The organism is Fischerella sp. (assembly GCF_013388695.1).
GTDB lineage: Bacteria > Cyanobacteriota > Cyanobacteriia > Cyanobacteriales > Nostocaceae > PCC9605.
The window spans coordinates 1-24,434 of the sequence record NZ_JACAEU010000046.1; the positions used below are offsets into that span (position 1 = coordinate 1).

Consider the following 24,434-nt stretch of genomic DNA (forward strand, 5'->3'; position numbering starts at 1 on the left):
CAATTCTTCCACGCTTTGATGAGGCTCTAAATTTAGGCGTTTAGGCATAACTTCTTACTTCGCACCCTTGAGACTCTTAAAGCTAGCATATCATTCCGATGCAGCCGGAATCGATATGACGAAGTGATGAAAAACTATATGTCTCGGTTGGAAGAGTTTGAGCAAAAAAGGTTAGAGTTTTTGCGCTCACTCAAGACTAAGGCAATGGGTGCAGGTGTACCAATTAAACTTACCCAGAGCCTTGGCGATCCCTGTCAAGTCATTTGTCATATTGCTGATACCTGGGGAGCTGAGCTGATTGTGACAGGTCGTCGAGGTCGCACTGGCTTAAGTGAAATGATCCTGGGCAGTGTCAGCAATTGTGTACTCCATCACGCCCCCTGCTCAGTTCTGGTCATTCAGGAGAAATTTCATGCCAGTGCAGCAATCAGTTCAACAGAGGCAGCATCAGCATCATGACTTGAACATAAGCGAAGATTACATCCACCGATCGCCAAGTTTCTCATCCTCACCTTGCGTGAACATATCTTCAAAGAAAATAACATACTCTGTCCCGCAGCGTTGCGGGTGATTCCACAAACTAAAGTCTAGCAGCAGATGAAATTGGCTTGCGATCGCATTGGCTACTGCTGTTTCACAAAAGTCAACCCCTAGCAGTCATTGCGCCGTTCGATTTTCGGTCACGCTTTTAGAGATAAATCAGGTAGGGTCTGCTTGTTAGGCTTTTCCATCACTGTGCGTACCCGCTGTTGAGCCAGTTCAACCGCAACTTGGCGTGGCAGTTTTCCTGTTCTAGCGACATCCTCTAGAATCAGGGTGGTATTGTGGCGAATAGTTTCTTCGATAGTTTTCATGGCGATCGCTTGAGTGCTACCGCGATATTCTACGGCTGCACAGATGACGCCACCTGCATTGGCAATAAAGTCGGGCAGAACTAGAATATTTCGGTCGTGACAGATCTGCTCGGCTTCTGGCGTAAAGGGAATATTCGCCCCTTGGGCAACTAACTTGGTGTTTAAGCGAGTTGCGTTTTGAGCATGCAGCACATCCGGTCTGGCAGCTGGAATCCAGATATCACATGCAATATCAATCACCGCATCGTGGTCGAGCTTGTCTCCATCGGGCGCGTCAAGCACGCTCTTGCCAGCGTGCTTGAGCGCAATCAATTGGTTAATATCAATCCCCTTGGGATTAAACAATGTTCCTTTGGAATCCGCTGCACCAACAAGGATGACACCTTTTTCCGCCAAGAACCGAGCGGCATGCTGACCCACTGAACCAAAGCCTTGAACCACCAATCGCGCACCGTTTAGATCGAGGTAACAAAACTGGCTGGCAACTTCTACCGCAACACTGAGTCCTAAACCTGTGGCTCCAATCTCATCCAAAGGAATGCCCCCAATGTTGGATGGCAGACCGATCGCCCGCCCAATTTCCTCCTTTATCCATGCCATGCACTGTTCATTCGTCCCCATATCCGGCCCAGGAATGTACTCCGTGATGTTTTGGATGGCACGTGCAAAGGTGCGAACCAGGCATTTCTTTTCTGTTAAAGGCAACTTCGGATCGGCTAAGATAGCTGACTTGCCGCCACCGTGGCTCAACCCAGCTGCCGCATTTTTCAGCGTCATGGCACGGGCGAGTCGAAAGACTTCTTCAGTACTCACATCCACAGCCATCCGAACACCGCCGATCGCCGGCCCAAGTGCCACGTTATCGACAACCAGAATTGCCCTCAAACCTGTCAAGGGTTCATAGATGTGAAGAATCTTTGTCGGTCCTAATTCATCCGCAAACCGAAAGAGATTATCCACAGATGCGGCTTGCTGCCAATCGATTTCTCTTGTTATTCTATCTGTTAGTGGAAGTGGTTGTCGTGCATGAATCCCTATTAGGGACTGAAATGATCGTTTGGAAATTCGATCGCTCATTTCCACATCTCCTTCTGAAATGCCGATTCGCTTAACGCTGTGATACAAAACCAATTCAATGCTAGCGATCGCGCTGACTCCGCACTTTCGCAGCTAAAGAACTCGTCAGTCGCTTCAGTGCCATTGAGGTATCTGACGGGTCAATATGCACATCTAAGATGCAGAAACTATCCGGATTCATGCGACTCGCTAGCAAAGCTTCCTCAAGTTCAACCTCGCTCGTGATATCAAATCCAAAACCTGCACCAAGTAACTCTGGTAGTTTGCTGTAATTCCAATTCAACACGTCATTGAACTTTCCATCCTGCATCGGACGTTCTGTCGCGTACCCCTGATTATCGATCACCACCACAATCGGATTCAGGTGATAACGCGCAACAGTCGATAGTTCCAAACCTGTCATCTGGAATGCTCCATCACCCACCAAAACTAAAGGTCGTAGTTCGGGATTAGCCAACTGAACCCCTAAGCTGGCTGGCACAGCAAAGCCCAAGGACGCATAATAGGCAGGTGCCATAAATTCTGTCCGATGGTGGATGATCAGATCGGACCCGGCAAATAAGGCATCACCTGCGTCTGCCAGCACGATGGTGTTGTCATCAACGAAGGCATTCAGGCGATCGAACAGCCGCCCAAGCGTAATCTTCTTGCCCGGTGTGGGAAAGGACTCTAAAGGAGTATGAACCCGTGGAGGAAGCTCTAAGGGACGAGGACGAATATTCGCGTCAATCAACCCCTGAACGAAGTCCTGCAATCGAATGTCTTCGTAGTTGTGGAATTGAATCGATGCTTTCTCACTTGTGACATTTATCGAGCGTTTGGGGTCAAGATGGGCAGTAAAAATCCCCAGGTTAATATCCGACATGAATGCACCCAACATAATTAGACAATCGCTCGATTCGACATATTGCCTCACGTCTTCATGCCCCATTGCCCCCTCATAAACGCCCAAGTAACAGGGGTGCAGTTCACTGAACACAGACTTACCCAACAAAGTTGCCGCGATCGGAATGTTAGTTTTCTCAACGAGCTGTACAAGGGCTTCCTGCAATCCGAATCGATGCATCTCCACTCCTGCCAGAATGACAGGTTGACGAGCAGCATTAATCATCGCGATCGCTTCATCCAGTGCCTCTCGAAGGGCATTAGCATCGCTGTTTTCCTGATTCAAGACAAGTCGATAGTTCGGGTTCCCTGGCAGATTCACCAGATCGCGGGGCAGTTCAATGTAAACAGGTCGCTTGTAGCGCAATGCCATTGCGATGACGCGATCAATTTCTTGAAAAGCTGTATCGGGGTTATCGATAACGGTGGAAGCGACAGTCAATTGCTGGAACACCTTGTACTGGGTGTCAAAATCCCGTACCTTATGATGCAACAGGGGATTTTTAATCCGTTCATTCATTCCTGGTGCGCCACTGATGACCACAACTGGGGACTTCTCAGCATAAGCTTGAGCTGTTGTGTTCGCCACTTTCAACCCGCCTACACAATAGGTAATGCACACAGCTCCCAATCCTTGTAAACGAGCATAGGCATCGGCTGCAAACCCTGCTCCTTGTTCATCACAGGTGTTGATAAACTCAACTAACGGACTGTCTTCTAGCTGTTTGTCAAAACCCAAAACAAAATCACCAGGAACACCAAAAACATGGCGAACTCCGCACTCGTAGAGCCGTTGGATTAAATAAGCTCCTATCGGCATTGCTGTTTCCATACCCTACCTCCCAATCAGAATGGGTGGCAGCGATCGCAAGAACGCTGCAACGCTTCGCCAAAATTTCTCTTCTGAAGTGAATTAATTTCTAAACAGATGTGTACGCCAATCTCATATGAGGAAAAGCGATTCGGAGTCATTAGAAACTGAAGCGAGTGATTGTATGAATTGCAACAAAAGTGCGATCGCCCCAATCGCCGCTCTGCCTGCCCCTTTTTCTATCACCTAGTTCCGTCGATTTTTGCCTCTATTGTATATATTATAGCTCTAATAAACCCTATTTCCCATTGACTTTAGTAAAGTGAAAGTAAGGAAAAAAATTTTTTTGAGCAGCTTTTTTATTTAGGTGTCGAGTTCACCACACGTTAAGTAAGTAGGTCGGCGTAAAAACAGTAAGCGCTGTCTTCGCTGTAGACGCGGAGCGGCTTCTCGCAGAGTAGCGCTTACTACGAGCTAATTTCAAGCTTTACTTTTCTTTACATAGTTTGATTTTTTCTCACCTACTTACTAAGGAAGACAAGGGGGGAGGATTTGTATCAAGAATTTTGTGAAATGGTATAACCACTAACTACTAACCACTAACTACTAACCACTAACTACTAACCTTCTTTAAGGTACTTCTATTGGAATCAAACCATTCTCCGGCAGATAATTACAAAAACGCCCTTCATCCGCAAATACTAAAATCAGACGTAGAGCATAATCTGGTTGAACTTGCAAATCTGCCCACGGTACTGCAATCTCTAAACAACGGTCTAAAGCTACTTGTGCCCGACTAGCACGCGGATGCCATTGATAATGCTCCGCCGCTTCTCGAAACTGAATCGATAGCGTCAGCAAATTAATTTCTAAATGATGGTGGAATAGGTAATTAACTGGCTCGACATCTGGCACTTCCGCCAAAGGAACAGGACTGTTGTGCATTGTCATGCCAGGATAGAACCACAACAAATTCAATTCTGCTGGCAAATCCCGTCCCGGTTGAACGCCGGATCTGAAATCTACCCGTAAATAAAAATTCAGGTGATCCACTCCATACCACAGGCGCTGGATAACACTGCTGCTGTGCATTGTTCCGCGTGCGCCGCCGATTTCTATGCGTCCGGCTTTATCCCAGTCTTGCTCATCTCCCTTACCATCAATGGCTGGATGAATAAAGCTTTCTGGACGGTGATCTGCTCGTGGGGCGTGGGATTCTACAGGTTGCCGCAAATAAGGGGGTATGGGTTCATTCAAAGCTTTGTAAATGCCACACAGATGTTCTCGAAATAACTGGTCAAAAATAGCATCCTGATTCGAGGAATGTCCTTCACCAAACCACCAGAACCAATCAGAACCCTCTGCTGCATACAAAGCTTCCCAGACTGCTGGGTTGTTTTCTTCTGTGGCTTCTGGATGGCTTGCCAGCATCGCCCGTGCTTCTGCTAAGTAGTCCCAAGCGCGATTTTTGGCGGGATCGCCAATCCAGGTGGTAAAGCTGCCATCAACCCAGGAACCGCTGTGCAGTTGATTGGCGGGAATTGTCACCCTTGGCGGAAACTGTTCGAGAAATTCTGAGACTGTGACGAGTTTTAGGTGTGGTTCTCGCTCTAGGGTTGCATACAAAGCTTCTAAGAACGGTTTGCCATCTTGAGGGTAAAATTCCCAACAATTCTCGCCATCCAAAGCGATGGTAACTAACCAAGGTTGTTCGCTGTGGTGTTCTCTTTGCATTCTGGCGATCGCTTGCAGGTGTCCGACTAAATCTGCTGCTGCCTGTTTTGGCGGCATAGAACCATAGGTGAAACCAATTAAATCCGATAATCTATGATCGCGGAAAACAATCGCCAAATCACCTGCTGGGGTTTCCAAGCGGTACGGTCGATACATTAACTCTGGTTCTTGGACATTACCCGCCCCATCGCGGTGAAAAAAGTGGCGTAGCGTCCATCCCAAGACGGCTTCGTCTGAGCAAATCCACTTAAATCCTTGTTTGGTAATATACGGTAATATCTCTGGACTTACTGACTGTTCCGATGGCCATAAACCACGCGGTTCTTGACCAAATCTATCTAAATATAAATTCCAAGCTTTATGCAAATGCCGCGGAATATCTTCTGACCACTGAAATCGATATTTGGGCAAAGTCATATTTGGCACAGCTACCCGACCGGAATTAGTATCGGCAAGCAAGGGCAAAATCGGGTGAGTGTAGGGCGAAGTTAGTACCTCAATCTGCCCTCGTTCTTGCATTTTCCGGTGTTGCGGGATGATGCGAGCAATGATGTCTCGCTGTTTAGAGTAAATTCGCTGGCGATCGCTTAAAGTAAAATTTCGACCCTGTTTTAACCATGTATCGATTTCTGGGTCATCCCAAAATAAAGGGTCAATCCAAGCCAGATTATGCCAAGCTAATAAATCGCTGTAATCCTGTTCTTGCCAATTTGTCAAACACCAAGTTTGCCCTTGCTCCTGCCTTTGGCTATATAACTCCCGATAGCGGGGATGGGGGTCAATCAGAGTGTGGTGATTAGCATCAAAAAAGTGCTGGATAATAAATTCCCGCTGTTTTTGAGTCAGTTGTTCTGTAGGTGTGAGAGTAACTTCCAAGTAAGGGTCAAAGGCAGTACCTGCGATGTAATCTTCTAGCTGCAATATCAGTGATGGAACTAAATTCACTGCTTGGTGTAACTTTGGATACCGTTCTAGAAGAAGAACCAGATCCAGATAATCCTTAGTACCGTGCAAACGTACCCAAGGCAAGCGATACTGCTGAGATAAAGAAAGCGAAACGCCGCTGCGAGATTTGTACAGCGGCTGATGTTGATGCCAGATAAAAGCGACGTAGAGGGGATGAGACATAGGCTTATTTGGGGATTGGGGATCGGGCATTGGGAATTGGGAATTGGGAATTGGGAATTGGGAATTGGGAATTGGGAATTGGGAATTGGGCATTGGTTATTCTCCGCGTCCCCCTGCTCCCTTGTCCTCCTTGTTCTCTTTGTCTCCCTTCCTATCCCCGTTCCCCTTTCCCCTTTCCCCACTACCCATTACCCATTACCTAAATTACTTGCTCAACTTCTGCAATTTCGGGAATCATTTCTTTGAGGCGACGTTCAATACCCATTCTCAGGGTCATTGTGGAACTTGGGCAAGCTCCGCAGGCTCCTTGCAACCGCAGCTTGACAATGGGGCCATCAAGTTCTACGAGTTCCACGTTGCCGCCATCAGACATGAGATAAGGACGCATTTCATCTAAGACAGTTTCTACATTTTCAGTTGTTAGTTCCATAGCTTCAGACCTCTTTTGAGAAGAAAATTTTATCTTCTATGTTTGTTAACTACATCCTAGTACAAGAAGGTAGAGAGCAGAGGGCAGCTATGTTGAAGGCTCATTGATGATCATTTGTTTGTTGTTTGGTATTCATAACTAATAACAAAGGACAAATGACTAAATAACTAAACAGCTGCTGATTTTATCAACTTGATATTAGAGTAATTGAACTCAGTAGTAGTTTTTTCTCCATCTATAACCTCTTGCACGACCTGCTTAGTCATGATGTAATAGTTGCCTATTTTTTCATAGGTGTCTTCAAATTTCAGAATGCTAGTAACTTGGTTGGTTTGCACGTTGTGGAAGGTGGCATCGTAGCAAGTGGGAATATAACCTTCACCTGTATCCAAACTTTCGTAAGTATCAATTACAAAATTCATGCGACCCATAACTCGACGCACTTGGCAAACTTGCCCATCCCGGATTTTATAATTAGAATCCATTGAGTCGCCCTTGACCAAGATTTCCACCGCATCGGTGTTGTCTGATTCACCGAAAACAAACTCGTGCTTGCCATGAGATTCCTCAAAAGGAGTGCGTTGGCGGTGAGTGACTATATCCTGCAACTGAGTATAAATACCTTCTTCGACTTGTGGATCGGTAACTCCCGTAACTTCTAGGCTCATATCGTGGTTAATGCGAATGTGTCCCGTGTAAACCTCTGCACCCTGCATTACTTGCACATCCGCACTATAGCCAGGAAAGTTTTTGTCCCAAGTGTAACGACTTTCGTAAGCGGTTTGGAATAACTCGCGGGCTGTGTTTGGAACTGTCATACAACCACTTTTGACTTCACTTTTCTCAGTTTAGTCTAATGAGGGATCAAATCTACTTTGATAGTCAAGAGTCAATAGTCAAAAGTCCAAAGTAATTAAAAACTAGTTTGACTCTTGACTCTTGACTAATCTTGTGAATTACCTTCAGTTGAGGAAACCATGACAGGTTGTTGATACAGTGGTACGGTGAAAGTGACTGTGGAACCAAGTCCTTCGCCTAAACTGTAAAAATGCACTTCTCCACCCATTGCTTCTACCAATTTTTGAGATATGACCAGTCCTAAGCCTGTACCGCCATACTGACGAGTGCGGGAGCCATCGACTTGCGAGAATAGTTGAAATAGTTTGTCTTGTTTGTCGAGAGAAACGCCGATGCCGGTATCTGCCACACGCACTCGCAACATACCGGGGAATTCCTGGTCTTTAAATACCACTTTTTTACGAACTACATCGGTGTTAACAGTGACACCACCTTCATGGGTGAATTTGATGGCGTTGCCAACTAAGTTCAGCATCACCTGTTTAAGGCGTTGATAGTCGCCATAGACGAGAATTTCATCGGAGGTTTCAGGTAAATGCATCCGAAAACTGAGCCTTCTTTGTTCTGCTTGCAGACGCATAAAGTTACCTACATCGCTAAACAGTTCTTCCAAGCTTACTGCTCCAAGTTCCAGTTCCATTTTGCCTGCTTCGATTTTGGCAAAGTCTAAAATGTCACTGATCACATCTAGTAGATGCAGCGATGATTTGTGAGCTTCAAGAAGAAACTGCCTTTGTTCTTCCGGATCGTCAGCCATCCCGTCCAAAATCAATTTTAAAAAGCCAATCATGCCATTGAGTGGCGTTCTAATTTCATGGGAGACGTTAGCCAGAAACTCACTTTTGAGGCGGGAGGCTTCTTCTGCTTGTTGGCTTGCTGCTTCTAGCTCTTTGTACAAAGTCGCGTGGGCGATCGCTGTACCCAATTGATCCGCTACTTCTTTGGCCAGTTCGAGTTCTGCGGCCGTCACGCCATAACAATTATCGCACAGACTCACAGCAATCAAGCCATTTGGCTGGTCTTGATAGCAAGTTGCGACTACCAAAATTTTCTCTTGCTTAAATAGCGGATGTTTGGGATTTTCATCCAAAATCGGTTCTAAAGTTGCCAAAGCCTGAGCAAAGGCTGGTTCAGAAGCGATATCCACTTCTAATCCCAGCATAGAACCCAATTCTGGCTGGCGATATTCTGCAATTACTTTTAGTTTTTTACTTGACGGTTGGTATGGACAGATAATAGAACGCTTCAATTGCAGCAGTTCTCCTAAACCGTCAACCGTTTGTTGCCAAATGATATCTAAATTTAATGTACGTCGAATATTTCTGGTAATTTGAGTTACCAATTGTTGGTTTTGCTGCGAACGTAATCCTAACTCTAACTCTGTGGGTGGCTGTGCTGTTACGTTCACTGCTGTTTCACTGACTCTAACTTGCACTAACCTTCCGATCGCCAAAACAGCGATCGCAGGATTACCCAGTGTTGGCAAAATTGGACTAATGGTCAACTCCAACTCTATCAGATGCTTTTGGAAGCTAAACCAGCACTGACACCTTTCTGGTTCCAAAGTTGTGAGTATCCGCTGCAATCTTTCTAAGTAAGCAACTTTGTCCACAGGGGTAAAAACTGCATCGATCTTGGCATCAGTAACTATTTGCTTGGGATCTAAACCGAACCTTGGGCAGTGTTGCCAATAAAAAGAAAGATACCGCCCAGCCCCATCTTGCGTGTACACCAACTCAGCTCCCAAATTTTTCCATGAGCCATCAGTGTTACTGGTAATAGCTTCCATATTCTCAGACACAAGATTTGGCAGATCGGAATTAGCAGTAATACTCATGACTCGAGTAGGATAGACAAGTGGCAACCCAAAAATTTTTGGCTGAAGCTGCTTCTAGCTTGGCATAAATTTTTACAGCTTTAGCATTTTTTATTGGGGGTTTTTTCGGTTTTTGGATACGGTCGGAGCAATTCTACACTTTTCAACCCTCCGCTGACAGCTACTTTTTTGACATTAATCGTTCCATTCTCCGCGCGGTGGTATTGGTGTGCGCCTGGGGTTACGCGTTAGTTCATCATCTCTGGGAACCTCACCTCGCAGCCACTGGCGAATCGCCACCTCTATCACTTTACTAGGGTCATTGGTCAAATGGCGAATTTGCTCTAATAACTCGGAGTCCAGACGGATTGCAATTTCTACCTTTTCGGACAGTCTTTGTTCCGCATCGGTAGCTTTGTCTTTCATATTCATAGTTGATATACTCTGAGTCTGTTTGTCAAAGGCTTTGTAAACAGCTTTTTTCAACTTCAGGCAATTGCGGGTTGCACTTCTAGTTCTGTTGTCTGCATTTTGCACTTCTAGATGTTTATTGTACGCTCCAAGTTGGTCAATAATAGAGGCTATAGATAGACCTTTATATATTTGTCAAAGGTCAAGGGTCAAGAGTCAATGGTCAATGGTCATTTGTCATTGGTCATTTGTTAGTAGTTAGTGGTTAGTAGTTAGTAGTTATTTGTCCCCATCTCCCCATCTCCCCTTCCCCCTGTCCCTTTTCCCCTTTCCCTTTCTCAAAAGCAGCGTCTTAGCTAAGAAAGCATTAAAATACGTTAAGTATATTTCTGTTTTAACCTTGGTTGCTGCTAAGCAAAAAAGTATTATGACTGACGTTCCCGCAGATCGTATTCGTAATTTCTGTATTATTGCTCACATAGACCACGGGAAATCTACCCTTGCTGACCGATTGCTGCAAGTCACCGGCACGGTGGATGAGCGGCAAATGAAGGAACAGTTTCTCGACAACATGGATCTAGAACGGGAGCGCGGCATTACCATTAAGCTGCAAGCAGCCCGAATGAATTACAAAGCAAAAGATGGTCAGCATTATGTACTTAACTTAATTGATACTCCAGGACATGTAGATTTTTCGTATGAAGTATCTCGCAGTCTTGCCGCTTGTGAAGGTGCTCTTTTAGTCGTAGATGCTTCCCAAGGTGTAGAGGCGCAGACCTTGGCTAATGTCTATTTAGCACTGGAGCATAATCTAGAAATCATTCCAGTTTTGAATAAAATTGACTTACCAGGGGCAGAGCCAGACAGGGTAATTCAGGAAATTGAAGAAATTATTGGTCTAGATTGTAGCGGTGCAATTCTTGCTTCTGCCAAAGAAGGAATTGGTATTGATGAGATTTTAGAAGCGATTGTGGAGCGCGTGCCGCCGCCACGAAATACAATCAATGAACCTCTGAGGGCGCTGATATTTGATAGCTATTATGACAGCTACCGGGGAGTGATTGTGTATTTCCGGGTGATGGATGGGAAACTGAAGAAGGGCGATCGCATCCATCTGATGGCGTCTGGGAAGGAATACGAGATTGACGAGTTAGGCGTACTTTCCCCCACCCAAAAGCCAGTTGAGGACTTGCACGCTGGGGAAGTGGGTTATCTAGCAGCGGCGATTAAAGCTGTAGCCGATGCACGGGTAGGAGATACCGTCACCCTCACCAACGCCAAAGCAGTTTCACCCTTGCCTGGTTACAAAGAAGCTAACCCGATGGTATTTTGTGGCATGTTTCCCATCGATGCTGACCAATTTGAAGACTTGCGAGAAGCGTTGGAAAAGCTGAAACTCAACGATGCGGCGCTGCACTACGAACCAGAAACCTCTAGTGCAATGGGGTTTGGCTTCCGTTGTGGTTTCCTTGGCTTGCTGCACATGGAAATTGTGCAAGAGCGGCTCGAACGAGAGTATAACCTGGATTTAATTATTACAGCTCCCTCAGTAGTTTACCGGGTAACAACTACCAAGGGCGAGGTACTGGATATCGACAACCCCAGCCATTTGCCCTCTCCCAACGACCGGGAAAAAATTGAAGAACCTTATGTCCAGGTAGAGATGATTACACCGGAAACCTACGTCGGTACTTTGATGGAGTTGTCGCAAAACCGACGTGGTGTGTTTAAAGACATGAAATATCTCACCCAAGGACGCACTACACTCACTTACGAGTTACCTTTGGCAGAAGTTGTCACCGACTTTTTTGACCAAATGAAATCGCGATCGCGCGGTTATGCCAGTATGGAATATCACCTGATCGGCTACCGCGAAAATCCCTTGGTGAAGTTAGATATCATGATTAATGGTGAGCCGGTTGACTCGTTAGCTATGATTGTCCACCGTGATAAAGCTTATGGTGTTGGGCGATCGATGGCTGAGAAGCTAAAAGAATTGATTCCTCGCCATCAATTCAAAGTACCAATTCAAGCGGCTATTGGCAGTAAGATTATCGCCAGCGAACACATCCCCGCCTTGCGGAAAGACGTACTTGCTAAGTGTTACGGTGGTGACATTAGCCGGAAGAAGAAACTGTTGCAGAAGCAGGCTAAGGGTAAGAAGCGAATGAAAGCCGTAGGTACGGTGGATGTACCGCAGGAAGCGTTTATGGCGGTGTTGCGTTTGGATCAGCAGTAACCCTACTCTTAGTCTCTGGTTCTCTCGTTACCAGGGTTGGCCTGGTAACTATTTCAATTTAATAAAGGCTGTTTGGTATAATTCCCAGATGTTTGACAACATCTGCAAATTTCTTGCCGAAAACTTCTCTACAGACTTTGCCAGTTGGCTGTTGGGAGAACCTATCACCTTAACTGAACTCAGTCCTTCAGAACTCTCTCTGGAACCCATTCGTGCAGATGCACTAATTCTGCTACAGTCAGATCAAACGGTACTGCACCTAGAATTTCAGACGCAAGCCAATACTGATATTCCCTTTCGGATGATTGATTATCGGCTGCGAGTCTATCGTCGCTTTCCTCATAAGCGAATGCGTCAAGTGGTAATTTATTTGAGACAAAATAATTCCGATCTAGTATTACAGAATACATTCAGCATTCCAGGAACTCGTCATGAATTTGAGGTAATTCGCCTATGGGAGCAGTCAACGGATGTATTTTTGAGAACACCTGGACTGCTGCCTTTTGCTGTATTAAGTCGCACTACAGATCCGGTTAGTGTACTAAACCAAGTGGCAACGACAATTGAGGAAATAACAGAGTCTCGAATTCAAAGTAATATTGCTGCATCCGCAGCGATTTTAGCTGGTTTAGTATTGAAGAAGGAAGTAATTAGGCGAATCTTAAGGGCAGAAATTATGCGAGAGTCAGTAATTTACCAGGACATTTTAGAGAAAGGTAAGGCAGAAGGTAAGGCAGAAGGTAAGGCAGAAGCATTACTACAAGTAGCAAGGAATCTGCTTCAAACTGGTATGCCTTTAGAGCAAATAGTTATGGTAACAGGGTTGTCTGCTGAACAGTTAGGACTTTTGCAACAAGACGGAGAAACCAACCCACCGCAATAAGCGCCTATGCGAAATTTAATTGCGATAGTCCTAAAATATTAGTCATTCACCCGCCTGTTGACGATGCTGTTGACTCCATACCATATTTTTTCTAGTCTTCCTCTTCTAGAAGCGATCGCGATCGGAAAAGAAAGGATAGCGCGATCACTTGACTTTTAGGACAATCACTACTACACGAACCTTGCACAATTCCTACAGCACATATCGCGCTTCTCGGTTGAGTGCGATACACCAAAGTCTTGAATAAATCAATCGCTAAAGCGATTACTACGAACCTGTGCGATCGCCCTGCCTAATATTTTTTACCGTCGATTCAACTGTTGCAACAACAAATTTAAATCTTTTGTGCGTTGTTCGGTGATGCGAGCTAAGCAATTAATTCTAGTAGGTGATTCTAATGAACCCCCTGCATAGATACCACCCTCAAAAGCACAAGCCGCATCTCGAAACTTTATCCAGGCTAGCTGTGCGTTAGTCAATCTTTTCTTTTGATTTGCGTTTAATTTTGGCTGTAACGCTTGATAAACTTGATTAAGTTTCTTATCAGCCGCTTTATAGGCGCGATCGCCGCAAATTAACATCTCTTGTGTAGTTTGGGGAGCTTGACAGTTGACATTTTGAGTAATTTGTTGAGAACTATGTCCTGCAAAGCTAGGCGCATTAGTAATACCCAACACCAACAGTACGGCAAGTGCGAATAACTTCTTCATAATTAACTCCTGATAGCTTAGTATATTAAATCACAGTTTTTAGGCATCACCATGTGGATATTACTGTGAATGACTAGCAGTCAATCGGATTTCACACCACGAAAATCGCAATTTCACAACTATATCTTCTGTTCAGAATTCACCAGGCACACGTTAAGCTTGATTAAGGTAGCAATTTATTGCGCTTTTTATATTAATTACTCTTTTGCTGGTAATTTTTAATTTTCACTGCTTGAGAAACTCGGAATGCTAGACCAAATTTTTGATTACCTTCACCTTCATCTCAGCATTGAAGCGTCTATAGTTCTGCTGATCCTGATATTTCTAGAGGCAGTGCTATCTGCTGACAATGCGATCGCCCTCGCTGCGATCGCTCAAGGATTGGAAGACAAAAAACTTGAACGTCAAGCACTTAACCTGGGTCTAGTCGTTGCCTATGTCCTCAGAATTACCTTACTACTTAGCGCTACCTGGGTGCAACAGTTCTGGCAATTTGAGTTACTAGGTGCAGCTTACCTCCTGTGGCTAGTATTCCAACATTTCACATCAGAAGAAGAAGAAACCGACGGACATCATCACCACGGCCCCCGTTTTAGTTCTTTGTGGCAAGTAATACCAGTAATTGCCCTAACAGATTTAGCTTTTTCTTTGGATAGCGTTACCACTGCGATCGCTGTTTCTCAAGAAACTTGGTTGGTACTCACTGGTACAACTATTGGGATCGTGACTCTGCGTTTTATGGCAGGTTTGTTTATCCGTTGGTTAGATGAATTTGAGAACCTAGAAGACGCAGGCTATATCACTGTGGCGTTGGTGGGTTTGCGCCTACTGTTGAAAGTGGTCAATGATGCTTTTGTACCGCCAGAATGGTTAATGATTACTGCGATCGCTGTGATTTTAACCTGGGGATTCTCCAAGCGTACCCTGACACAATTAACACCAGAACCGGAAACAGAAAAGACAGAAGTTAATGTAGAGGGACTGGGGACTAGGGACTAGGGCATAAAAATTATGAATTATGAATTATGAATTATGAAATTTTCAGCCCAATCGCATTCATCATTCATAATTCTCCCCAGTACCCAATCACCGATCCCCGATCCCTAAATTACTCGTGCAACCAAGGCATCAACTGCGGTTGCCAACTCACCAATTCTTCTTCCTTAAACCATAGAGCAATTTCACGCTGTGCTGTCTCGATAGCATCGGAACCGTGGATAATATTGCGACCAATATTTACACCAAAGTCACCCCGAATTGTCCCAGGTTCTGCCGTCAAAGGATTAGTTGCACCAATAATTTTTCTAGCAGCAGCAACGACGCCTTCACCTTCCCAAACCATCGCTACCACAGGGCCAGAAGTAATAAAATCAACCAACCCTGCAAAAAACGGTCTTTCTTTGTGAACGTCGTAGTGCGCTTCAGCTAATTCCCGGGTAACTTTCATGAACTTTAAGCCCACCAGGGTAAAGCCTTTTGTTTCAAAGCGACGGACAATTTCACCAACTAGTCCGCGCTGTACGCCGTCAGGCTTAATTGCAAGAAATGTGCGTTCCAAAGCTGCTATCTCCTCAAACTGAATAAATTTGTTATTAGTCATTTGTCCTTTGTCAATAGCAAATGACTAATGACTAATGACTAATGCCAATCACAGAATATCTTAGAAATTATCTCGGGGTACATGTGTCTGCAAAGATGAATAAGTTAGATTGTTCATGGGTGAAACACAAAGGTCAGGAAAATGCGTCTTGAGTCAACTGCTACATCAGATGAGGTAGTTAAACCGCCGTCCCATAATAGTAAAAAAGCTGAATTGAAGAATCACAAACAAAAAAAATTGCTGCCACCTGCCAGCACGCCAGAGGGCACAGGTGTTTGGAAAATAGAAGATAGCGAAGCGTTGTACCGGATTGAAGGTTGGGGACAACCCTATTTTTCAATTAACGCAGCTGGTCACATTACTGTTTCTCCCAAAGGCGATCGCGGTGGTTCTCTCGATTTGTATGAATTGGTCAATGCTTTGAAACAGCGTAATCTCGGACTGCCTCTATTGATTAGGTTTTCCGATATTTTAGAAGACCGGATTGAGCGCTTGAACGCTTGTTTTGCCAAAGCGATCGCTCGCTACAATTATCCTGGGATTTACCGTGGTGTATTTCCCGTTAAGTGCAACCAGCAGCGGCATTTAATTGAAGACTTGGTACGGTTTGGCAAACCGCATCAATTTGGCTTAGAAGCTGGTTCTAAGCCGGAATTAATGATTGCCCTGGCAACACTAGATACACCAGGAGCGTTGTTAATCTGTAACGGATACAAAGACAAGGAATACATCGAAACAGCGATGCTAGCCCAAAGACTGGGGCAGACGCCGATAATTGTCTTAGAACAGATTGAAGAAGTTGATCTAGTCATCGAAGCTAGTCAACAATTGGGCATTCAGCCAATTGTTGGCGTGAGAGCAAAACTTAGTACCCAAGGCATGGGACGTTGGGGAACCTCTAGCGGCGATCGCGCTAAGTTTGGTTTGACCATTCCAGAAATTATCCAAGCAGTTGACAAGTTACGTGCTGCTAATCTATTAGATTCTCTCCAACTTTTGCATTTCCATGTTGGGTCGCAAATTTCTGCCATTAATGTGATTAAAGATGCCATCCAGGAAGCCAGCCGTATTTACGTAGAATTAGCGGCACTGGGGGCAAATATGAAATATCTCGATGTTGGCGGTGGTTTGGGTGTAGATTACGACGGTTCGCAAACTAATTTCTATGCCTCGAAAAACTACAACATGCAGAACTACGCTAACGATATCGTGGCAGAGCTAAAAGATACTTGTGCTGAGCGAAATATACCTGTACCAACACTGATTAGTGAAAGCGGAAGGGCGATCGCCTCTCACCAATCGGTACTAATTTTTGATGTTCTCAGTATCAGTGAAGTCTTAACTGAACTACCTGAACCTCCAAAAGATGGGGAATCCCACATTATCACCTACCTGTGGGAAACCTACCAATCAATCAACGAAGAAAATTACCAAGAGTTCTACCACGACGCCACCCAATTTAAAGAAGAAGCCATTAGCCGCTTCAACTTGGGAATATTGAGCATTACCGAACGCGCCAAGGCAGAACGGCTTTACTGGGCTTGTTGTCAAAAAATATTGAACATAACCAGACAGCAAGAATACGTACCAGATGAAATGGAAGACTTAGAAAAAATCATGGCTTCCATCTACTACGTCAATTTATCTGTGTTTCAATCAGCACCAGATTGTTGGGCGATTGACCAATTATTCCCGATTATGCCGATCCATCGCTTGGGTGAAGAACCAACGCGGCGGGGTATTTTGGCAGACCTTACCTGCGATAGTGACGGCAAAATCGATCGCTTTATCGATCTACGGGATGTGAAGTCTGTCTTAGAACTCCACCCTTTCAACCCAGGAGAACCTTACTATTTGGGAATGTTCCTCAATGGAGCGTACCAAGAAATCATGGGAAATTTACATAACCTCTTCGGTGACACTAACGCCGTCCATATCCAATTGACACCCAAAGGCTACCAAATTCAACATGTTGTCAAGGGTGATACCATGACTGAAGTAGTAGGTTATGTACAGTACGACTCTGAAGATATGGTGGAAAACATCCGCCAGCGCTGCGAACAAGCTTTAGAAGAAAATCGCATTACTCTTGCAGAATCCCAGCGACTGCTGCAAACTTACGAACAGAGTTTAAGAAGATACACTTATCTCAGCAGTTAGTGGTTGTTTGTTGGTTGTTGTTTGTTGGTTGGAAAACCACAAACAACTAATAACCAACAACTAACAACTAGCTAGCGTTTGTCCCCAACAATTCTGCGATCGCTTGCCGTTCAGCTGGGGTTTGGGATGGCGGTGTTTGACGAGCATCGGTAATTAGCCAATCTAACGCCGCCGCTTGGACGTCTATTGTTGCCCCAGTCTTATCTACGCAGTAACGTCCAAACACTAACTTATCGACTAGCCGCACTCCCGGCCCCAAGCGCGACCATTCAAAAATTACGCTGTTTTCTACCGTCGCCCCACTGCATATCCAGCAGTTCGGGCCGATCATTGTTGGGCCGACTATCTTTGCACCGTCTTCGATTTTGGTCATGGCACCAATGTACACTGGCCCTGTGATATCAACTTTGTCCCAATTTACCGCTACGTTTAAGCCAGTGTAGATACCAGGGGCGACTTGATGACCAGGAATTTGTACGTTTTTGATTTCTCCTAACAGCACACCGCGAATTGCTCGCCAGTAGTCAGGGACTTTACCAATATCCACCCATTCAAAATCCATCGGGATTGCGTAGAAAGGTGCACCCAATTCTACTAGTTTGGGGAATAGTTGGCTGCCAATATCATACTCTGTACCAGAGGGGATGTAGTTCAACACCTCTGGTTCAAAGATGTAGATACCCGTGTTAATGTTTGTGCTAAGGGCTTCATCTACCTTGGGTTTTTCTTGGAAAGCTTTCACGCGGCCATCGTTATCGGTGACAACCACACCATAGCTAGAAACCTCTTCCTTGGGAACAGATTTCATGATGATAGTAGCAATTGAACCCTTGGATTTATGCCACTTAACTGCTGCTGTCAAATCCAGGTCAATCAAAGCATCTCCGCACAAAACCACAAAAGTATCGTCAAAAAACGGGTAAAAATCCTGGATTTTCTTCATCCCGCCAGCAGAACCAAGGGCTTCACCTACCAGCGTACCCTCAACAATTCGTCCTTCAAAAGAATAAGCAATTTGCACACCAAATCGCTGACCATCACGGAAATAGCTTTCAATTTCCTCAGCCAAATGACTGACATTGACCATAATCTGGTCAAACCCATGTTGGCGTAACAGTTCTAGTAAAAATTCCATCACTGGCTTTTGCAGGATGGGCATCATCGGTTTGGGCATAGTGTACGTAATCGGACGCACCCGAGTTCCCTTACCCGCTGCCAGAATCATCGCCTTCATAAATATTTATTCCTCAACCACAAGCCAGTTAACTTTCAGTGAGTGATACTTAATCATCGGTTTATTTTTGCTCCAAGTCATCCATAAAACCACGTAACACGGTAGTTGTCAGACATGGTATAACCATAGGCATAGCAAGATGACATGTGTTGGCTTAGCGTATCTAAATGCCTACCCCATTCCTTGGAAGGGCTGGCATTTCTAAAAGAAACGCTACTCTGTGAGAAGTTGCCTTATGGGCGTCTACAGGAACATACAAACTATCCCTCTTCTTTTCAATTTACTCAGATTTTGGAGTAAGCTGAAGTATTTATTCTAATAATCAATTGTATTTATAAGTAAAATACACTCAGTTCATCGACTGTTCCAAATTTTTACTAATATTTTCTGTATTTGTGAGTAACCGAATTTTGATATCCTGGTAAAACTCGTCTTGAAATAGCTCTACCTTTGATTGAGCCGAGAGCAATAGTAGTGCCCAGAAAACGCTTACTAAGTGGCTGTTTGGGGAATTGTGAGCTGATTCATCATGTTCCGTTTGCTTTGTTTGCGTCCACAACTGTACTAGTTGTTCCAAATCCAAGCAATTTTGTTCCAAACAAAGTTCAGCTGCCCAACGGTACAAAACTTGCTCTAATTCTCCAGCTACTTCTGTGAGGTTTTCCTGGTGAGCTAATTCTAATGCTGCTCGCATTGTTTGCAAGCTTGGCTGACGCCGGGAACGGGGCGGCTTGTTGACTTTTTCTACCAGTTTCAGCTGTTCTGCCATGACCTGCAATTGATCGATTAGTTCTTGCAGAGTCACGCGACGCTTTGGTGGAGGCATTGCCGCCGGACGGCGACGCAAATGCCGCTCGAATTGCAATCTATGAGCCTGATAAAGTACTCCGTCTTCAGTTTCTTCAGATAGCACCTCATCTACTAAAGCCTCTTGTTCATCCGCAGCAGATTGCAATTGCATCAGAGTGTTCGCCTTGAATAACACTAGCATTGATGCTGAGAGAATTGCCTGCCCAGACTGAAACAAGTCGGCTTCATAACCTTTTCTTGTTGCCTCAGGTGCCATTAATTCTATGTAACGGTCTATCACCTCTATCACTTGGACATCCCAAGGGTCTATTTTCCCCTCTTCAGCCTGATGTATAAGATTTTCTATTGTTGCCAGTAACTCAGATGCATCCATCAACAAATTCTAGGGAATTGGGAATTGGGAATTGGAAATGGAGAATTGGGAATAGATGGTTTTCTTTTCCATTCCCTATTCTCCATTATCCATTCACGTCACTCAGCAATTGCTTGTGCTTGTTTATTTGAATTTGAAGTATCACCTGCTGGTGGTAGGGCCAGTTTTAACGATTGAATTTCTACTTGATACTGTTCTATCCTGCTCTCTAGTTCCTGAATCCGGCCGTTGCTTTGGCGGACTTTTTGACTAGACAGTAGCAGTCGCTGCCAGTGCGTCCAGATACCAAATAACCAAGCAAAAACCGCACCTAAGCCGATCGCTAACAGTAGTTCCACAGAAATCGGTGCTTGCACCTGCATCCCAGGAATGACATGAATTGTGCTTGGTTCGGTGTTTTGTATCGCAAATAAAGCAAAAGCCAAACAAAAGATAAAAATTATTACAAAGTTTACTTGTCTCATTGGAAACCAAATACTACGTAAGATGTTTTGGTTAATGCTTCCCTGAAACTCGCAGTCACTACTATTGTGAATTGTGATTCCTGATTGTGCAACTGTTAATTTGAAATATTTTCAGCAACACAACTGTTGTATGTTGACAAGCAAATATTATGCGAACAAGTACAAACAATCAAGCTTATCATGAAATTTTGATACTCTTTTTATTTGTAAAAAAAATCAATCTTAAATGAGCCTTTATACTGAATTTTTGTGATGGATTTTTCTGAAAAAACAGCGCGAAAATTCTCTGAGTAAACCAAAAATTCAGCAATAGTTGGGGCTTATTTTAAGGTTTGCGATCGCTCACTCCCGACAACTGAAAGTCCGGTAACTGGCAAATTACCTTATCCAACTGGCGGAGATTTTCCTAGTTGAAGCATCAAAAAATCTCGGCATTGTTAGGTTTAAGCAATTTCCCCGATACAAATATAAAGCCGTCTCACCTGCAAGCAGGACGGCGTTATAAATTTTCTAATGAAGGGGTGATTTTAAGGCGATCGCTTCAGGGTTTGGAGCGATCGCCCTTAATTACCATTTAGCATTCATAAGTATAAAAAATCACTATTAATTTTTTTAAGAGCAAAAACAATTTGAGAACTGGTCAGCGAAATAATGAAGAACTAGAGTGAATCTAAATACTTCTGGTAAACCTGCGTACAGAATAGTTTCCAGTAACAACAATATTGAAGCGATCATGTCTCAGCCAACAATAGAATCAATCCTGCAAGAAAAACGCCTATTTTCCCCATCCGCTAATTTCTCTCAAAATGCCCATATCAAAAGTTTGGAACAGTACCAGCACCTTTACGAAAAAGCTAAAGCTAATCCAGAACAATTCTGGGCGGAATTAGCAGAACAGGAGTTGCATTGGTTCCAAAAATGGGACAAAGTATTAGACTGGCAACCCCCCTTTGCGAAGTGGTTCGTCAACGGCAAAATCAATATATCCTACAACTGTCTTGACAGACACCTCACCACCTGGCTTAAAAACAAAGCTGCGATTATTTGGGAAGGCGAACCAGGAGATTCACGCACTCTTACCTACGCACAGTTACATCGGGAAGTTTGTCAATTCGCTAATGTTCTGAAACAACTGGGAGTCAAAAAGGGCGATCGCGTTGGTATTTATATGCCGATGATTCCCGAAGCTGCTATTGCTATGCTTGCCTGTGCCAGAATTGGCGCACCCCACAGCGTTGTGTTTGGTGGTTTCAGTGCGGAAGCTTTACGGGATCGGCTGATTGATGCCCAAGCAAAATTAGTTATTACCGCTGATGGTGGTTGGCGCAAAGATGCGATCGTTCCTCTCAAAGAACAGGTAGATAAAGCTTTAGCTGATGAAGTTGTTCCCACCCTGGAAAACGTCCTCGTTGTCCAACGTACTGGGCAAAAGATTCATATGGAACCCGGACGCGATCACTGGTGGCACGATCTGCAAAAGGGTGTTTCCGCAGATTGTCCCGCCGAACCGATGGACAGCGAAGATATGCTGTTTATTCTCTACACTTCCGGCAGCACCGGCAAACCAAAAGGTGTCGTCCATACAACGGCTGGTTATAACTTATATACCCATATCACCACCAAATGGATTTTTGACATCCAAGATACAGATGTATATTGGTGTACTGCGGACGTAGGTTGGATTACTGGACATAGCTACATTGTTTACGGCCCCTTGTCCAACGGTGCAACCACGATTATGTATGAAGGAGCGCCCCGTGCTTCCAATCCTGGTTGTTTTTGGGATGTAATTGAAAAGTATGGTGTGACGATTTTTTATACCGCACCGACGGCAATTCGGGCTTTCATCAAAATGGGCGAACACCATCCCAAGGCACGAAATCTCTCTTCTCTGCGTTTGCTAGGAACCGTAGGCGAACCAATTAACCCCGAAGCTTGGATGTGGTATTATAGAGTAATTGGTGGTAAACGCTGTCCAATTGTCGATACATGGTGGCAAACGGAAACCGGCGGGATCATGATTACACCGCTACCAGGAGCAATTCCTACTAAACCAGGTTCTGCGACTCGCCCCTTCCCTGGAATTCTTGCAGATGTGGTGGACTTAGAAGGTAATGCCGTTGGTGATAACGAAGGTGGTTATTTAATAGTTCGCCATCCCTGGCCAGGGATGATGCGAACAATATACAACGATCCGCAACGCTTCCGCCGCACCTACTGGGAACACATCCCCCCCAAAGATGGACAGTATGTCTACTTTGCAGGCGATGGTGCTAGACGAGATGAAGATGGCTACTTCTGGGTAATGGGCCGCGTAGATGATGTCATTAATGTTGCCGGACATCGCCTGGGTACGATGGAAATTGAATCAGCTTTAGTTTCTCACCCTGCCGTAGCTGAAGCAGCTGTGGTTGGTAAGCCAGATGAGGTGAAGGGGGAAGATATAGTTGCTTTTGTGACTTTAGAAGGTGGTAATAATCCTAGTGAAGAACTGAGTAAGCAACTGAAGCAGCATGTGATGAGCGAAATTGGTGCGATCGCTCGTCCCGGTGAAATTCGCTTTACTGATGCTTTACCCAAAACGCGATCGGGTAAGATTATGCGGCGGTTGTTGCGTAATCTTGCAGCCGGACAAGAAGTATCTGGTGATACTTCTACATTAGAGGATAGAAGTGTACTCGATAAGCTGCGGGAAGGTGCTTAATCCGACTGTAGTTTAGATTTAGCTAGGGTGCGTTAATAATGCGTGACGCGCCCTAGATTTTGTTTGTTAGGAACGTGAAGTATATTTTTATTTTTGAAAATTGTTAACATATTTTCTGAGTAGATATAAAACCTGAATCATAGAAAAATTATTACGCGATGAAACCAAAGAATACTCTCAAGCCAGCTTTTTTTAAAACTGTTAGTTGCTTGACGTTAGGTATCTTAACTATCACGAATACGTCTCAATTGGTTGTTGCAGAGATAGGAAGTTCTGCTGTGACTAGACAACACACGCTAGCGCAGTTCTCTGGTTCTGACAGTCAATCGCAAGAGCGATCGCAACTTGTGCAAACTGCAAATACCCTATTCAGCCAGGGTGATTTGACTGGTGCAGAAGAAAATTTACGTAAGCTAATCAAGAAGTACCCAAAGGATGCCTTTGGACACTACCAGTTAGGGAATGTCCTGTTTCGTCAGGATAAAAAAGAAGATGCAATCAAAGCATATCAAGAAGCGATTCGCATAGATTCTAAATACGCACTTGCACACAATGCCATTGGGATTGTTTTTGCAGATCAAGAGCGATGGGAAGAAGCCATTGTAGAGTATAATAAAGCACTAGCAATCAATCCTAACTATGGTGATGCACTCACAAATTTAGCTCAGGCGCTTTGGATACAAGGCAAGCGAAATGAAGCGATCGCATCCTTGGAAAAAGCTTTAAATATTTTTAAAGAGCAAAATAGACCTCAGAAAGTAGAACGCATTGAAAAGATTTTACGGGAAATGAAAACTGGTGATGACCCGACAGTTTCGTAAGTGAAATTGCGCGATCGCCCGTTTCAATGAAATTTGCTTTACCGATGTTTTAGTAAAAACCTGATTCATAACTAGTGGTCTGTCCCATTAATTTTGTTGGGTTGGATAAATCTTTGAAAGCTTAACTCTTGCATCTTCTGTACGAAAACGCCAATCTACACAAACTTGATTAATCTTGATTAATAATGTCACTTTTTACCTCTTCTCAATTAATCGTCGTGCTCGTCTGCGCCACTGTGCGCGATCGCTGCCGTGAATGCCAGTTGAGCAATTCTTACATAGCAAGCTTTTTGCCCCTTCCTATCCGTCGAACTCATATCGATTCCGGCTGCATCGGAATGATATGCTAGCTTTAAGAGTCTCAAGGGTGCGAAGTAAGAAGTTATGCCTAAACGCCTAAATTTAGAGCCTCATCAAAGCGTGGAAGAATTG

General features: G+C 44.4%; 21 protein-coding genes. 8 read left to right on the top strand and 13 right to left on the bottom strand.

Annotated elements, in window-relative coordinates; genetic code table 11:
• The first annotated feature begins 126 nt into the window (after positions 1-126).
• Complete coding sequence (locus HXY43_RS07305; RefSeq protein WP_290881709.1) at positions 127-459, top strand: universal stress protein; 333 nt, start codon at positions 127-129, stop codon at positions 457-459.
• A gap of 221 nt (positions 460-680) precedes the next feature.
• Here the strand turns inward: HXY43_RS07305 and HXY43_RS07310 are convergent, their stop codons facing one another.
• The 7 genes from HXY43_RS07310 to HXY43_RS07340 all read right to left on the bottom strand — a co-directional run bounded on the left by HXY43_RS07310 (position 681) and on the right by HXY43_RS07340 (position 10,025).
• Positions 681-1,979 carry a Glu/Leu/Phe/Val dehydrogenase gene (locus HXY43_RS07310; RefSeq protein WP_290881712.1) on the bottom strand — a complete coding sequence of 433 codons (1,299 nt, stop codon included), beginning with the start codon at positions 1,977-1,979 and terminating at the stop codon, positions 681-683.
• 13 nt (positions 1,980-1,992) lie between these two features.
• Positions 1,993-3,648, bottom strand: a complete 1,656-nt coding sequence (locus HXY43_RS07315; protein WP_290881714.1) for a thiamine pyrophosphate-binding protein — start codon at positions 3,646-3,648, stop codon at positions 1,993-1,995.
• A gap of 609 nt (positions 3,649-4,257) precedes the next feature.
• On the bottom strand, positions 4,258-6,489 hold the full coding sequence (locus HXY43_RS07320) for a glycoside hydrolase (RefSeq protein WP_290881747.1): 2,232 nt from the start codon (positions 6,487-6,489) through the stop codon (positions 4,258-4,260).
• Between the two features lie 199 nt (positions 6,490-6,688).
• Positions 6,689-6,919, bottom strand: coding sequence for a NifU family protein (locus HXY43_RS07325; RefSeq protein WP_026733165.1), 231 nt, complete (start codon positions 6,917-6,919; stop codon positions 6,689-6,691).
• A gap of 167 nt (positions 6,920-7,086) precedes the next feature.
• Positions 7,087-7,737, bottom strand: a complete 651-nt coding sequence (locus HXY43_RS07330; protein WP_290881719.1) for a DUF3386 domain-containing protein — start codon at positions 7,735-7,737, stop codon at positions 7,087-7,089.
• A gap of 125 nt (positions 7,738-7,862) precedes the next feature.
• Positions 7,863-9,614 (bottom strand): ATP-binding protein, encoded by a 1,752-nt coding sequence (locus HXY43_RS07335; RefSeq protein WP_290881722.1) that lies wholly within the window; start codon positions 9,612-9,614, stop codon positions 7,863-7,865.
• Positions 9,615-9,788: 174 nt separating this feature from the next.
• Positions 9,789-10,025 (bottom strand): hypothetical protein, encoded by a 237-nt coding sequence (locus tag HXY43_RS07340; RefSeq protein ID WP_035139802.1) that lies wholly within the window; start codon positions 10,023-10,025, stop codon positions 9,789-9,791.
• Between the two features lie 406 nt (positions 10,026-10,431).
• Here HXY43_RS07340 and lepA point away from each other — a divergent pair, with 406 nt between their 5' ends.
• Together lepA and HXY43_RS07350 are read left to right on the top strand one after the other, a co-directional pair.
• Complete coding sequence (lepA, locus tag HXY43_RS07345) at positions 10,432-12,243, top strand: translation elongation factor 4 (protein ID WP_290881725.1); 1,812 nt, start codon at positions 10,432-10,434, stop codon at positions 12,241-12,243.
• A gap of 88 nt (positions 12,244-12,331) precedes the next feature.
• Positions 12,332-13,126, top strand: coding sequence for an Rpn family recombination-promoting nuclease/putative transposase (locus HXY43_RS07350; RefSeq protein WP_290881728.1), 795 nt, complete (start codon positions 12,332-12,334; stop codon positions 13,124-13,126).
• A 91-nt stretch (positions 13,127-13,217) separates the two neighbouring features.
• On the opposite strand, the gene HXY43_RS07355 is transcribed toward HXY43_RS07350, so the two are convergent.
• Entirely contained in the window at positions 13,218-13,361 is a 144-nt protein-coding gene (locus HXY43_RS07355) for a hypothetical protein (RefSeq protein WP_290881731.1), read from the bottom strand.
• 67 nt (positions 13,362-13,428) lie between these two features.
• A complete protein-coding gene (locus HXY43_RS07360; RefSeq protein ID WP_290881734.1) occupies positions 13,429-13,836 on the bottom strand; it encodes a lysozyme inhibitor LprI family protein in 408 nt (135 codons plus the stop codon).
• Between the two features lie 246 nt (positions 13,837-14,082).
• Here HXY43_RS07360 and HXY43_RS07365 point away from each other — a divergent pair, with 246 nt between their 5' ends.
• Positions 14,083-14,835, top strand: coding sequence for a TerC family protein (locus HXY43_RS07365; RefSeq protein ID WP_290881736.1), 753 nt, complete (start codon positions 14,083-14,085; stop codon positions 14,833-14,835).
• A 109-nt stretch (positions 14,836-14,944) separates the two neighbouring features.
• On the opposite strand, the gene ndk is transcribed toward HXY43_RS07365, so the two are convergent.
• Positions 14,945-15,394, bottom strand: a complete 450-nt coding sequence (gene ndk / locus HXY43_RS07370) for a nucleoside-diphosphate kinase (RefSeq protein WP_290881749.1) — start codon at positions 15,392-15,394, stop codon at positions 14,945-14,947.
• A 183-nt stretch (positions 15,395-15,577) separates the two neighbouring features.
• On the opposite strand from ndk, the gene speA reads away from it, so the two are divergent.
• Positions 15,578-17,596 carry a biosynthetic arginine decarboxylase gene (gene speA / locus HXY43_RS07375; protein ID WP_290881738.1) on the top strand — a complete coding sequence of 673 codons (2,019 nt, stop codon included), beginning with the start codon at positions 15,578-15,580 and terminating at the stop codon, positions 17,594-17,596.
• Between the two features lie 67 nt (positions 17,597-17,663).
• Here speA and HXY43_RS07380 read toward each other — a convergent pair whose 3' ends face one another.
• The 3 genes from HXY43_RS07380 to HXY43_RS07390 form a co-directional block, all read right to left on the bottom strand.
• On the bottom strand, positions 17,664-18,830 hold the full coding sequence (locus tag HXY43_RS07380; protein ID WP_026733176.1) for a sugar phosphate nucleotidyltransferase: 1,167 nt from the start codon (positions 18,828-18,830) through the stop codon (positions 17,664-17,666).
• Positions 18,831-19,179: 349 nt separating this feature from the next.
• Complete coding sequence (locus HXY43_RS07385) at positions 19,180-20,013, bottom strand: ScpA family protein (protein WP_290881742.1); 834 nt, start codon at positions 20,011-20,013, stop codon at positions 19,180-19,182.
• Positions 20,014-20,111: 98 nt separating this feature from the next.
• Positions 20,112-20,477: a lipopolysaccharide assembly LapA domain-containing protein gene (locus HXY43_RS07390; protein ID WP_290881743.1), complete on the bottom strand. Its 366-nt coding sequence runs from the start codon at positions 20,475-20,477 to the stop codon at positions 20,112-20,114.
• A gap of 410 nt (positions 20,478-20,887) precedes the next feature.
• Between HXY43_RS07390 and HXY43_RS07395 the strand changes: the two genes are divergently transcribed.
• The 3 genes from HXY43_RS07395 (at position 20,888) to HXY43_RS07405 (ending at position 24,002) form a co-directional block, all read left to right on the top strand.
• Positions 20,888-21,055 carry a hypothetical protein gene (locus HXY43_RS07395; protein ID WP_290881745.1) on the top strand — a complete coding sequence of 56 codons (168 nt, stop codon included), beginning with the start codon at positions 20,888-20,890 and terminating at the stop codon, positions 21,053-21,055.
• A gap of 155 nt (positions 21,056-21,210) precedes the next feature.
• Positions 21,211-23,181: an acetate--CoA ligase gene (gene acs, locus HXY43_RS07400; RefSeq protein ID WP_290881750.1), complete on the top strand. Its 1,971-nt coding sequence runs from the start codon at positions 21,211-21,213 to the stop codon at positions 23,179-23,181.
• Between the two features lie 158 nt (positions 23,182-23,339).
• Positions 23,340-24,002 carry a tetratricopeptide repeat protein gene (locus tag HXY43_RS07405; RefSeq protein WP_026733182.1) on the top strand — a complete coding sequence of 221 codons (663 nt, stop codon included), beginning with the start codon at positions 23,340-23,342 and terminating at the stop codon, positions 24,000-24,002.
• Positions 24,003-24,434 lie beyond the last annotated feature (432 nt).

What these genes read in the sequence shown, in the direction of transcription:
- HXY43_RS07305 (WP_290881709.1), top strand. Translation starts at nt 127, where the DNA reads ATGAAAAACTATATGTCTCGGTTGGAAGAGTTTGAGCAAAAAAGGTTA.
- HXY43_RS07315 (WP_290881714.1), bottom strand. Translation starts at nt 3,648, where the DNA reads ATGGAAACAGCAATGCCGATAGGAGCTTATTTAATCCAACGGCTCTAC.
- HXY43_RS07320 (WP_290881747.1), bottom strand. Translation starts at nt 6,489, where the DNA reads ATGTCTCATCCCCTCTACGTCGCTTTTATCTGGCATCAACATCAGCCG.
- HXY43_RS07325 (WP_026733165.1), bottom strand. Translation starts at nt 6,919, where the DNA reads ATGGAACTAACAACTGAAAATGTAGAAACTGTCTTAGATGAAATGCGT.
- HXY43_RS07330 (WP_290881719.1), bottom strand. Translation starts at nt 7,737, where the DNA reads ATGACAGTTCCAAACACAGCCCGCGAGTTATTCCAAACCGCTTACGAA.
- HXY43_RS07335 (WP_290881722.1), bottom strand. Translation starts at nt 9,614, where the DNA reads ATGAGTATTACTGCTAATTCCGATCTGCCAAATCTTGTGTCTGAGAAT.
- HXY43_RS07340 (WP_035139802.1), bottom strand. Translation starts at nt 10,025, where the DNA reads ATGAATATGAAAGACAAAGCTACCGATGCGGAACAAAGACTGTCCGAA.
- lepA (WP_290881725.1), top strand. Translation starts at nt 10,432, where the DNA reads ATGACTGACGTTCCCGCAGATCGTATTCGTAATTTCTGTATTATTGCT.
- HXY43_RS07350 (WP_290881728.1), top strand. Translation starts at nt 12,332, where the DNA reads ATGTTTGACAACATCTGCAAATTTCTTGCCGAAAACTTCTCTACAGAC.
- HXY43_RS07360 (WP_290881734.1), bottom strand. Translation starts at nt 13,836, where the DNA reads ATGAAGAAGTTATTCGCACTTGCCGTACTGTTGGTGTTGGGTATTACT.
- HXY43_RS07365 (WP_290881736.1), top strand. Translation starts at nt 14,083, where the DNA reads ATGCTAGACCAAATTTTTGATTACCTTCACCTTCATCTCAGCATTGAA.
- speA (WP_290881738.1), top strand. Translation starts at nt 15,578, where the DNA reads ATGCGTCTTGAGTCAACTGCTACATCAGATGAGGTAGTTAAACCGCCG.
- HXY43_RS07380 (WP_026733176.1), bottom strand. Translation starts at nt 18,830, where the DNA reads ATGAAGGCGATGATTCTGGCAGCGGGTAAGGGAACTCGGGTGCGTCCG.
- HXY43_RS07385 (WP_290881742.1), bottom strand. Translation starts at nt 20,013, where the DNA reads ATGGATGCATCTGAGTTACTGGCAACAATAGAAAATCTTATACATCAG.
- HXY43_RS07390 (WP_290881743.1), bottom strand. Translation starts at nt 20,477, where the DNA reads ATGAGACAAGTAAACTTTGTAATAATTTTTATCTTTTGTTTGGCTTTT.
- acs (WP_290881750.1), top strand. Translation starts at nt 21,211, where the DNA reads ATGTCTCAGCCAACAATAGAATCAATCCTGCAAGAAAAACGCCTATTT.
- HXY43_RS07405 (WP_026733182.1), top strand. Translation starts at nt 23,340, where the DNA reads ATGAAACCAAAGAATACTCTCAAGCCAGCTTTTTTTAAAACTGTTAGT.